Raw genomic sequence first — 10,152 nt, 5'->3', positions numbered from 1 at the left:
ATGACAACAGACGACGCCGGATACGCGAGACGCATCTCGTCAGCATGATTTGCATTGCCCTTTTTCGCCTGACGACCATAGCGTGCGGGAACCACTTGATCCCATGCCGAACTCAGCAGTGAAACCGCTCAGCGCCGATGGTAGTGTGGGAGTTCCCATGCGAGAGTAGGTCATCGTCAGGCATCTATTCGGAAAAGCCCCCGAGTTCATGAGAACTCGGGGGCTTTTCATTTCGTATTCCCCCATCATCCAGCATTTTCTCGTTGGGCATGCTGCTCTGACGCAGCCCTTTCTCATTTGATTTCCCGTTGACCGAATCAGGCCGATGGCCTTAGCGCGCGTTGTCTATGGCGGTGCCCAAGGCGTCAGCATGGTTTCATGCCGGCAATGACGGGTATTGCCCCTTTTCTACCCAAGACCCTTTTCTATCCAAGAAGGAGAGAGCGGCCGGATTCGGCCGACAGTAGTGCATGAGTGAAGATCCCTCCAACTCGATGACAACCGCTCCCACTGCCAAGAGACGCTTGGGGGATCCCCTGGTGCTCGGTGTGAGCATCGGCTTCATCCTGGGCTTCGTCGCCCTGTCGCTGTATGACGTCGACATGGTGGCCGAAGGGATTGCCGCCGGTTTTGCCTGGACCGCCAGGACGCTGGGCAGCTATTTCCAGTGGCTGCTGCTGCTGACGTTTCTTGTAGCCATGGGCCTGGTCGCATCGCCGGCGGCCAGTGCCCGGGTTGGTAACCTCGAGCGTCCCGAGCTCAGCACCTTCAAGTGGCTATCGATCATCATGTGCACCCTACTGGCAGGGGGCGGCGTGTTCTTCGCTGCCGGCGAGCCGGTCTATCATTTCGTGGTGACGCCGCCGGCCTTCGACACCGAACCCGGCACGCCCGAGGCGATCGCCGGGGCCCTGGCACAATCCTTCATGCACTGGGGCTTCCTGGCATGGGCGGTGCTCGGCTCGTTGACCGCGGTGGTGCTGGCCCATGCCCACTACGAACGCGGCTTGCCGCTGCAGCCGCGCACGCTGCTCACGCCGGTGCTTGGCGAGCGTGTCACTCAGGGATGGCTGGGCAGTCTGGTGGATGCGCTGTGCGTGATCGCCGTGGTGGCCGGTACCGTGGGGCCGATCGGTTTCCTGGCCACCCAGGTCAGTTTCGGGCTGCATGAGCTGTTCGGGCTGCCGGAGGGCTATACGACCCAACTGGTGATCCTGGTGGCCCTGGGAGCCGTCTATGTCACCTCGGCGATGACCGGCATCCATCGCGGCATCCAGTGGCTGAGCCGTTTCAATGTGATCCTGGCGCTGGCCATTGCCGCGGTCATCTTCCTGTTCGGGCCCACCGCGTTCCTGGTCAATGCCTTCACCCAGGGCTTCGGCGAGTACCTGACCTCCTTCTTCACCATGGCGACCATGACCTCCCAGACCGCGCCGGCCTGGTGGATGCAGTGGTGGACGGTGTTCTTCTTCGCCTGGTTCATCGGCTACGGTCCGCTGATGGCGATCTTCGTGGCGCGCATCTCTCGCGGTCGTACCATCCGCCAGATGATTCTGGCCGTGGCGGTGATGGCGCCGATCGCCACCACCGTGTGGTTCACCCTGCTCGGCGGCTCGGGCATCCACTACCAACTGACCGGCGCCATCGACCTGTCCGAGGCGCTGCAGAACTTCCAGTTCGACGTCGCCACCCTGACCGTGGCCCAGGCGCTGCCGGGCGGGCCGGTGATGGCGCTGGCGATCCTGCTGTTGACCACTATCTTCGTGGCCACCACCGGCGACTCGATGAGCTATGCGATCTCGGTGGTCGGAGCAGGGCATGATGCGCCAGATGCCCTGGTGCGAGCCTTCTGGGGAATTGCCATGGCGCTGATGGCGGCCATCCTGTTGCATATGGGGGCCGGCCAGATCGGCGCGCTGCAGCAGTTCATCGTGATCACCGCCATTCCGGTATCACTGGTGCTGCTGCCTTCGCTGTGGACAGGCCCTCAGGCGGCAATTGCCATGGCACGGGAACAGGGCATCATTGCGCAAGCGCCATCGGCGCGCGGCACGAAAACCTCCTAGCGACGCCCGAGGGGGTGAACAGGAAGGTGTCCGTCGGCCTCGAGCAACGCGTTCGGGGCCGGTGGGTCGGGGCTCGGTTGAGCGTGATGAATCGCGTATAATGCGACTAAAGTCTAATAATGGAGGAGGCTCCCTTGACGCTGACGACACCGGCCCTGCTGTTCCCCGCCATTTCTCTGTTGCTGCTGGCCTATACCAATCGCTTCCTGACTCTGGCTCAGCTGATTCGCAAACTCGCCGACGAGGAGCGCGATGAGGTGGCCCGCCGACAGATCATGCTGCTGCGCAAGCGGATCACCCTCACCAAGCGCATGCAGATGGCGGGGGTGTTCAGCTTCCTGCTTTGTACGCTATCGATGTTCGCGCTGTTCCTGTCACTCAAGCTGCTCGGCATGCTGCTGTTCGGGGTCAGCCTGATCAGCCTGTCGGTGTCGCTGGTCTTCTCCCTCTGGGAGGTGAAGATCTCGACCAACGCCCTGAATGTCCAGTTGCAGGACATCGAGAACTGGAGCCGTGATCGGGCGACCAGCAGGGCCGTTGCCGAGGAGGATGAGGACGAGGGCATGCACGGCTTGTGAGCCCTGTGTCCCCCGGCTAGACTGGCGGGCCTTCACAGGAGGCTACATGAACCCCCAGCAGTTGCTGTTCTATTGCCGCTCCGGTTTCGAGCCCGATCTTGCCGGCGAGGTCGCCACCAAGGCGGCCATGCTGGGCTGGCAGGGCTATCCACTGTCCGAGCCCCATGCCGGCCACGTGCGTTTCGTGGTGACCGACGAGCGTCCCGCCAACGCCCTGCATCGCGCACTGTCCCTGGAGACACTGGTCTTCGCCCGTCAAAGCCTGGTCGCCCTCGAGCCTCTGGAAGGGCTCTCCCGGGAGGATCGACTCTCACCCATCGTCGAGCAGGTACTGGCCAGTGGCTGGAGCTTCGAGTCTTTGTGGCAGGAGACCCCGGACACCAACGAGGCCAAGGCGCTGGCCGGATTGATCAAGGCCCTTCGGCGCCCGCTCGAGTCGACCCTCAAGAAGCGCGGGGCGCTGCGCCGCAAGGCGGGGGGGCGGCGCCTGCATCTGCTGTGGACCGACGGCGATCGAGTGCAGCTCGGCATGAGTTTCCCCGGCAATCGCAGCGAGCAGCTCGGCGGCATCCGCCGACTACGCGCGCCTCGCGAGGCACCCAGCCGCTCGACCCTCAAGCTCGAGGAGGCCTGGCACGAATTCGTCCCGCGGGACCAGTGGGAGACGCGCCTGGCCGAGGGCATGCAGGCGGCGGACCTGGGGGCTGCACCGGGAGGCTGGACCTGGCAACTGGTCCATCGCGGCATGCAGGTGTTCGCCATCGACAACGGCCCCATGGATCGACGACTGATGGCGACCGGACTGGTGGAGCACCTGCGCGAAGACGGTTTCGTGTGGGAGCCGCCGATGCGGCTCGATTGGCTGGTCTGCGATATCGTCGACAAGCCGGCGCGGGTAATCGACATGGTCGAGCGCTGGCTGGTCCGGCGCTGGTGCCGAGAGGCGGTGTTCAATCTCAAGCTGCCGATGAAGCGGCGTTGGGAAGCGGTCTCGGAAGGATTGGCCCGCCTGGATCAGGCCCTGGACGAGGCGGGCGTCAAGGCAGAGATCGCCTGTCGCCACCTCTACCACGACCGCGAGGAAGTGACGGTCCACGTGCGGCTGCTGAACTGAGGGCGAGCGGCCCTGGCGGCAGGCTCATCCTTGCGGATTGCAACGGGATCACCGCGCTGGCAGGTGGGCCGACTAATAGCTGGGCGCGAAGATGCGCACGTGTTCTTCCTCGGTCAGCAGCGGGTAGAGGTCCTGCATGACCCGGCCGCGTTGCTCGCTGTCGCGCCATGCTTTCCAGGCGTTGAGGTCGCGCCACTTGGTGATCACCAGGCGCCGGTCGTCGTGGCCCTGTTCGGTGAGGCTCTCGCCGCCGCCGAACCCCGGGGCACCGAGCACCTGGCGCATGGCCTCCCGGGCGACCGCCTCGTATTCTGCCTCCAGCCCGGGCATGATACGACGTTCGATAAGAATCTTGATCATCCACTCACTCCCCACTCACTGCTGCGTTTCGAGGCGAACTCATCGATGGTTGACTCCACGGATTCCCTGCCGACCTGCCATGCCGAGCTGGACACCACCGGGCTCTACTGTCCCGAGCCGATCATGCTGATGCACAACAAGGTGCGTGACATGCAGCCGGGCGAGGTGCTCAAGGTGATCGCCAGCGACCCGGCCACCACCCGCGACGTGCCCAAGTTCTGTGGATTCCTGGGGCACGAACTGCTGGCACAGAGCGAGGCCGACGGCCAGTATCTCTACTTCATCCGCCTGGGGTGACGTAGCGCCTTACCCCTCAGCTTTCGGACGACTCCGGCATGACCATCAAGGCCAGGGCCTCCAGGGTGGCGGGGTCCTCGCGCCGGATGCGGTTGGCGATCTGTCGCTGGAAGAAGTAGACCACCCGGTGGCGGCTGTGCCCGGGATAGAGGCAGGCGTCGCCGAGCAGGATCGGCGTCGAGTCGACCAGCTGCTCGTCGGCCAGCAGTGCCTCCACGGCGCCGTCGCTGTAGAGCCGCCAGCCGAAGATCTGCTTGAGCTGCCAGGGGGCATCGCCCTCGTCCATGCACAGGGCGTGAGTGCCCTGGGTATCCGGCAACTGCTGGATCAAGGTGGGTTCGTCGGTCGTCTCGTACTCGAAGTAGGCGGCGGCCTGCTCGAGTTCCATGACCTTGTGATCGGGAGGCAGCTCGAACAGCTCCTCGGTTTCCGGGTCGCGATAGCCGATGAAGCGGCCATGCTCGGGATCGTCGAGCACCTGGCAGGGCGTCAGGTGCTCCATCCAGGGCACCAGGCCGACGACTTCGCCGTCCTCACGCAGCCCCCAGGCCAGCAGGGGCATGCCGAAGTAGGCATCGGATTCGTCGGGCAGGTGGTACACCATCTCCAGGCCATCGAGCTCGGGAGCGAGGCGAATCAGGCGTTTACGAGCCTGCTGGCGTTGGCGCATGGCGTCCAGGTCGATGACCTGGGCGGGGCGAGGTGACAGCGGGATACCCATGTAGTCCCTCCAGCGGCGGCTTGGTCACGGCGTTGGCCCTCGGGGCCGGTCGGCAGCGCTCAACGTCACTGTCACCCCATCAATAGCACAGACTGGTGACCGAGGTTAAGCCTTGGTTGTCAGCGGCAGTGCCGCAGCAGGCTGGCGCGCAACTCCCGATGCCGTTGCCGAGCCGTCGCCAGGGCAGGCCAGGGCGCCCGGGGATCCTCGAGCGACAGCCAGCGCCGTCGGTAGGTCACGATGGCCGGTCGAGGGGAAATCAGCTGGGCGTCGAGCAGGCGATGGACGGCCGATAACCAGCGTCGTGACGCGAGCTCGAGGCGATCCAGCCAGGCCACCAGCCGCGTGTCGCCAGAAAAGGACGGCAGGCCGGCCGGCGTGGCCGGGCAAGCCTCGTCTTCCAGCGCCGTCTCGAGCAGACGCGAGGCCTCGCTCAGGCGCCGTTCGGCGAGCATCAGCGCGCGCAGCAGCTCGGCGGTCAGCGGCCGCTCCTGCAGCGTCTTCAGGTGCCCTTCCAGGGTGGCCGAGTCCGCCTCCCAGCGGCGGTCGAACTGGTGAAGGGTCGCCTCGCGTAGATAGGCCAGCGCCGGCAGTTGAACATCCACCTCGGACAGGGCATCCGGTGGCAGCGGCGAGCTGGCCCGGGAGAAGCTGTCGACCCATTCGCTCGAGGCGAACAGGGCGTTCCAGCTTGCCCTGGGGAGCTGGTCGGTCTTGAGCTGGGTGAGGCGTGCCAGCCTGGCCTTGTCGTTGTCGCCGAGCGTGGCCGGGACCTCGGTGTTCCAGCACCCGCTCAAGCGACGCCACAGGGCCAGCTCATAAAGCCAGCGTTGGCTGGGGGCGGCCACCTTGCCCAGCTGGTTGTTGCGCCCGGCGACCAGGTTGGCAATGTGGCAGCCGCGCAGGGCGAACACGTCCAGCAGCCCCTCGCGGGTCTCGGGGAGGGTGAACAGCCGGGCGTCGGGCCCGGGGAAGTCGCCGATATTGGTCGGACGGGCCTTGGTCGGGGGCGCCAAGTCCAGCGCAGCGGCCAGGCGCTGTTGATAGTCGCCGAGCAGGGCTCCGGCGGGCCCCTCGCCGCAGCCGTTCAGCAGCCAGGCCATCAGGCCGAGCAGCCACCACCGGCCTCGTTTATTCCGGCGGCGTTTATTCCGCTGACAGGGGAATCTCCAGGTCACCATCCGCGATTGCCTTGCTCCGTCGTCTCAAGCGTTCGCCCAGCAGCAGGGCGGCCACCGTCAGGCCGGCCACCAGGCCGATCCAGTAACCATAGACGCCGAGCGGTGCCAGCTGGCCGAACAGGCCGTGGTCGCCGAGCCAATGGCCGCCACCGAGCCCGACCAGCCAGTAGGCGACGAGCGTGATCAGCATGATCACCCGGGTGTCCTTGTAGCCGCGCAGGGCGCCGGCGAGATTGACCTGCAGCGAATCGGAGATCTGGTAGAGCATGGCCAGGCCCACCAGCGACAGGGTGATGCGAGTCACCTCCGGATCGTGGGTATAGAGGCCAATCACCGGCTCGGCGGTGAGCCACAGCAGCAGGCAGTTGAGCAGCGCCACGCCGAGCGCGATCAGGATGCCGTTCCAGGCTACCAGGCGCGCGGCCTCGGGGCGTCCTTGCCCCAGGGTGTTGCCGACCCGCACCGTCAGCGCCATGCCCAGTGACAGCGGCAGCATGAACAGCAGCCCCGTGTAGTTCAGGGCCACCTGGTGGGCGGCCACGGTGACCTCGCCGAGGCTGGCGATGAACAGCGCGATCAGGGTGAACAGCGTCACTTCCACGAAGATCGCTACCCCGATGGGCACGCCTACGTAAAGCAGCTCACCGATCGGCCGCCAGCGCGGCAGGGTGGGCGAGCGCCACAGCGCGACATCGCCGTAGGCGCGGCTGCGGCGGGTGTAGGCGATCATGGCCAGGCACATCACCCACATCGACAGTGCGGTGGCCAGCCCACATCCCACCGCCCCCAGCGCCGGGAGGTGCGCCAGGGGCGCTGGCAGCCAGTCGCCCAGCAGGGCCTCGAGCCCCGCGCCGCCGTAGATCAGCAGATAGTTGCTGGGCACGTTGACGGCCAGGCCCAGCAGGCTGATCCACAGGGCAGGCCGGGTATGGTTCATGCCGTCGGAGAAGGCGCGTAGCGCCATGAACAGTCCGACGCCCGGCATTCCCAGCGCTACCGCGGCCAGATAGCCCGTGGCGCGCTCGGCCACGGCGTCGGGTACCTCCATCAGCCGAAACACCGGCATTACCGTGGTCCACAGCAACCCTGCCGCGACAATCCCCAGTGCCATGCCGATCCACAGTGCCTGGTGCACCTGGATGCGAATGCCGTCTCGGCGCCCTGCGCCGAGCAGCTGGGCCACCACGGGGGTCAGGCCCATCAAGGTGCCGGTCATGAACAGCATCAGCGGCATCCACAGGCTCGAGCCCACCGAAACGGCAGCCAGGTCGGTGGCGCTGAGACGGCCGGTCATCATCACGTCCACCGTGCTCATGGAGGCCTGGGCGAGCTGGGCGCCGCAGATGGGCAGCGCCAGGCGAATCAGGGGACGAGTTTCCGTGCGCGAGGCGGCTATCAGTTGGGGAATGAACTGGGCCAAGGGAGAGCTCCATGCGAGGGTGACCCCGTGCTCCATGCATTCGGGGAAGCCCTCCAGTCTATCAGGACAATCGGGGCTTAGCCCGCTGCGCTGCCTACTGCCGCGTTCCCGCGCGGGGAACCTCGGCAAAGGAGCTCAAGCGAAGCCAGCCAGCGAAGGACTGCCGCAGCGACCGAGGGCCATGCAGGGTCAAGTCCCCGTCGCGCCGGGCACGTTCGACGCTGCGGTCACCCAGCCAGATGGCGGTCATCACCGCCAGCGGAACGGCCACCTGCAGGTCCACGTCGAAGCCAGGGTCCTTGAAGCAGACATCTACCCGCTCTGCTTCCAGAAGCAGCCAGTAGAAGCGCTGGCGTGCCGGCATGTCGAGGAACTCGAAGCGCAGCACGGTGCGGCCGGTCGGCAGGCGATCGAGATGCAGGCGACGATGGAGGTCCCACATCAGCAGGTCCGGGTCCAGGTCCTCGCGCGAGGCGTGCTGGCTCACCCAGCGTTTGCCCCAGGCCCCGAGGGCTTCGATCACCGGGCGCAGGGCTTCCCCGGCGGCGGTGAGCCGATAGGCACTGCCACCGCCTGGCAAGGCGAAGCGCTCCACCAGGCCCTGATCCTCGAGGCGCTTGAGTCGCTGGGAAAGCAACGAGGGCGACATCCGAGGCACGCCGCGGCGCAGGTCGTTGAAGTGCTGGCTACCGCACAGCAGCTCGCGCATCACCAGCGGCGTCCACCGCTCGGCGACGATCTCGGCGGCCTTGGCCACCGGGCAGAACTGTCCGTACCCCTTGTCCATGTTCTGACGCTAGCCCAGCGCCACACGGGGTACAAATATCGAACTGGTGAAAGCCCCCAGGCAGCGCCACGCTGAAAGCGAACTCTCTCCATGCCTGGCGGCCACCATGATGGGCCGCCGTCTCGAACGGGGATAGATACTATCCCGGGAGCTTGATCATGAAGCCGCATCTTTCTGCATCCCGCCCGTCGGCCGAGGCGCTTGCTGCCCTGCGTGGCCGCTTGCGCGGCACCCTGATGGCGCCGGACGAGGTGGGGTACGAACAGGCCCGGATGGTCTGGAACGCCATGATCGATCGGCATCCGGCGCTGATCGTGCGAGCCCGTGGCACCGCCGACGTGATGGCTGCGGTGCGCTTCGCCAGGGAACATCGGCTGGCGATCGCCGTCCGCGGTGGCGGCCACAACGTGGCCGGTCTCGCGGTCTGCGACGGTGGCCTGATGATCGACCTGTCGGCCATGACCTCGGTACAGGTCGATCCTCAGCGGCGGAGGGCTCGCGTCGAGCCGGGCGCCTTGCTCGCCGACCTCGACCGGGAGACCCAGGCTCGGGGGCTGGTCGTTCCCGCGGGGTTCATCTCTTCTACCGGCGTCGCCGGTTTGACCCTGGGAGGCGGCTTCGGCTACCTGTCGCGGCGCTGGGGGCTGACCGCCGACAATCTGCGCGAGGTGGAGCTGGTCACCGCCGAGGGAGAGGCGCGCCGGGTCACGCCCGATGGCGACCCCGAACTGTTCTGGGGGCTGTGCGGCGGCGGGGGAAACTTCGGCGTCGTCACGGCCTTGGTGTTCGCCCTCCACGACTTGCCGCACGAGGTCCTGGCCGGCCCGGTGGTGCATGATATTGCCGAGGCGCCGGCAGTGTTGCGGCGGGTCGCCGAGATCATGCGCGATGCCCCCGACGATGTCGCCTGCCTGCCGGTGCTGCGTCATGCACCGCCCAAGCCCTTCATCCCCGAGTCCCACCACGGGGCCATGATCCTGCTGCTGGCGATGATCCACAGCGGCGAGCCAGGGCGAAGTGAGCAAGCCTTGGCGCCATTGCGCGGGATCGGTCGGCCGCTGGGCGACGCCGTGGCCAGACGCCCCTACGTCGCCTTTCAATCGATGTTCGACGCCACCGCCGCTGCCGGAGCGCGCAACTACTGGAAAGGACACTACCTCGACGATCTCGCTGACGATGGCATCGACACGCTGTGCGAGCAGGCGGTTCGCATGCCGGGGAGCGAATCGTCCATCGGCATGCTGTCGCTGGGCGGCGAGATCGCCAGGCGAGACGCGGCCTCGACTCCCTATCCGCATCGCCGCGCCGGCTGGGTCGTGAACATCCAGGCCCGCTGGCGCGATCCCGAGGAGGACCCTCGACAGACCGCCTGGGCGCGAGAGGCGTTCGCCGCCCTGGCGCCTTTCGCCACCGGTGGGGCCTATGTCAACTTCCTCAGCGGCGACGAGGGCGAGGCCAGGCTCCGCGCGGCCTATGGCGAGGCGACCCACGACCGCCTGAGGGCACTCAAGCGGCGTTGGGATCCGGACAACGTCTTTCACCTCAACCAGAACATTCCGCCGGCCGATGCGGTCGCCTGAGCGCGAAGGCTTGCCGCCCCGGCGGTTTTCGGCGCCGGGGCGGCCTCG

Annotated in this window: 10 protein-coding genes and 1 rRNA gene; 6 read left to right on the top strand and 5 right to left on the bottom strand. The window is 66.6% G+C overall.

The window, feature by feature from the left end:
• The first annotated feature begins 67 nt into the window (after window positions 1-67).
• From rrf to rlmM, 4 genes are all read left to right on the top strand, one after another.
• Window positions 68-182 (top strand): 5S ribosomal RNA (gene rrf, locus FHR96_RS17795).
• Between the two features lie 312 nt (window positions 183-494).
• Window positions 495-2,066, top strand: coding sequence for a BCCT family transporter (locus FHR96_RS17790; RefSeq protein ID WP_183389076.1), 1,572 nt, complete (start codon window positions 495-497; stop codon window positions 2,064-2,066).
• Window positions 2,067-2,200: 134 nt separating this feature from the next.
• Entirely contained in the window at window positions 2,201-2,644 is a 444-nt protein-coding gene (locus FHR96_RS17785) for a DUF2721 domain-containing protein (protein ID WP_183389072.1), read from the top strand.
• Window positions 2,645-2,690: 46 nt separating this feature from the next.
• Window positions 2,691-3,758 carry a 23S rRNA (cytidine(2498)-2'-O)-methyltransferase RlmM gene (rlmM, locus tag FHR96_RS17780; protein ID WP_183389071.1) on the top strand — a complete coding sequence of 356 codons (1,068 nt, stop codon included), beginning with the start codon at window positions 2,691-2,693 and terminating at the stop codon, window positions 3,756-3,758.
• A gap of 72 nt (window positions 3,759-3,830) precedes the next feature.
• Here the strand turns inward: rlmM and FHR96_RS17775 are convergent, their stop codons facing one another.
• Window positions 3,831-4,118 (bottom strand): antibiotic biosynthesis monooxygenase family protein, encoded by a 288-nt coding sequence (locus tag FHR96_RS17775; protein WP_183389070.1) that lies wholly within the window; start codon window positions 4,116-4,118, stop codon window positions 3,831-3,833.
• Between the two features lie 45 nt (window positions 4,119-4,163).
• Here FHR96_RS17775 and tusA point away from each other — a divergent pair, with 45 nt between their 5' ends.
• On the top strand, window positions 4,164-4,415 hold the full coding sequence (gene tusA, locus FHR96_RS17770) for a sulfurtransferase TusA (RefSeq protein WP_183389069.1): 252 nt from the start codon (window positions 4,164-4,166) through the stop codon (window positions 4,413-4,415).
• A gap of 16 nt (window positions 4,416-4,431) precedes the next feature.
• On the opposite strand, the gene FHR96_RS17765 is transcribed toward tusA, so the two are convergent.
• The 4 genes from FHR96_RS17765 to FHR96_RS17750 form a co-directional block, all read right to left on the bottom strand.
• Complete coding sequence (locus FHR96_RS17765) at window positions 4,432-5,136, bottom strand: hypothetical protein (protein WP_183389068.1); 705 nt, start codon at window positions 5,134-5,136, stop codon at window positions 4,432-4,434.
• Window positions 5,137-5,255: 119 nt separating this feature from the next.
• The gene (locus tag FHR96_RS17760; protein WP_246393021.1) at window positions 5,256-6,239 is read right to left on the bottom strand and encodes a DUF3080 family protein; all 984 of its coding nucleotides are present in this window, start codon (window positions 6,237-6,239) and stop codon (window positions 5,256-5,258) included.
• A 43-nt stretch (window positions 6,240-6,282) separates the two neighbouring features.
• Window positions 6,283-7,737, bottom strand: a complete 1,455-nt coding sequence (locus tag FHR96_RS17755) for an MATE family efflux transporter (RefSeq protein ID WP_246393020.1) — start codon at window positions 7,735-7,737, stop codon at window positions 6,283-6,285.
• Window positions 7,738-7,831: 94 nt separating this feature from the next.
• Window positions 7,832-8,524 (bottom strand): winged helix-turn-helix transcriptional regulator, encoded by a 693-nt coding sequence (locus FHR96_RS17750; protein ID WP_183389065.1) that lies wholly within the window; start codon window positions 8,522-8,524, stop codon window positions 7,832-7,834.
• 158 nt (window positions 8,525-8,682) lie between these two features.
• On the opposite strand from FHR96_RS17750, the gene FHR96_RS17745 reads away from it, so the two are divergent.
• Window positions 8,683-10,104, top strand: coding sequence for an FAD-binding oxidoreductase (locus FHR96_RS17745; protein WP_183389064.1), 1,422 nt, complete (start codon window positions 8,683-8,685; stop codon window positions 10,102-10,104).
• Window positions 10,105-10,152: the final 48 nt, after the last annotated feature.

Source organism: Halomonas organivorans (assembly GCF_014192055.1).
GTDB classification, from domain to species: domain Bacteria; phylum Pseudomonadota; class Gammaproteobacteria; order Pseudomonadales; family Halomonadaceae; genus Halomonas; species Halomonas organivorans.
Note: the sequence above shows the minus strand (reverse complement) of the source record. Positions and strands in the feature narration are given on the sequence as shown.

What these genes read in the sequence shown, in the direction of transcription:
- FHR96_RS17790 (WP_183389076.1), top strand. Translation starts at nt 495, where the DNA reads ATGACAACCGCTCCCACTGCCAAGAGACGCTTGGGGGATCCCCTGGTG.
- rlmM (WP_183389071.1), top strand. Translation starts at nt 2,691, where the DNA reads ATGAACCCCCAGCAGTTGCTGTTCTATTGCCGCTCCGGTTTCGAGCCC.
- FHR96_RS17775 (WP_183389070.1), bottom strand. Translation starts at nt 4,118, where the DNA reads ATGATCAAGATTCTTATCGAACGTCGTATCATGCCCGGGCTGGAGGCA.
- tusA (WP_183389069.1), top strand. Translation starts at nt 4,164, where the DNA reads ATGGTTGACTCCACGGATTCCCTGCCGACCTGCCATGCCGAGCTGGAC.
- FHR96_RS17765 (WP_183389068.1), bottom strand. Translation starts at nt 5,136, where the DNA reads ATGGGTATCCCGCTGTCACCTCGCCCCGCCCAGGTCATCGACCTGGAC.
- FHR96_RS17760 (WP_246393021.1), bottom strand. Translation starts at nt 6,239, where the DNA reads ATGGCCTGGCTGCTGAACGGCTGCGGCGAGGGGCCCGCCGGAGCCCTG.
- FHR96_RS17750 (WP_183389065.1), bottom strand. Translation starts at nt 8,524, where the DNA reads ATGGACAAGGGGTACGGACAGTTCTGCCCGGTGGCCAAGGCCGCCGAG.
- FHR96_RS17745 (WP_183389064.1), top strand. Translation starts at nt 8,683, where the DNA reads ATGAAGCCGCATCTTTCTGCATCCCGCCCGTCGGCCGAGGCGCTTGCT.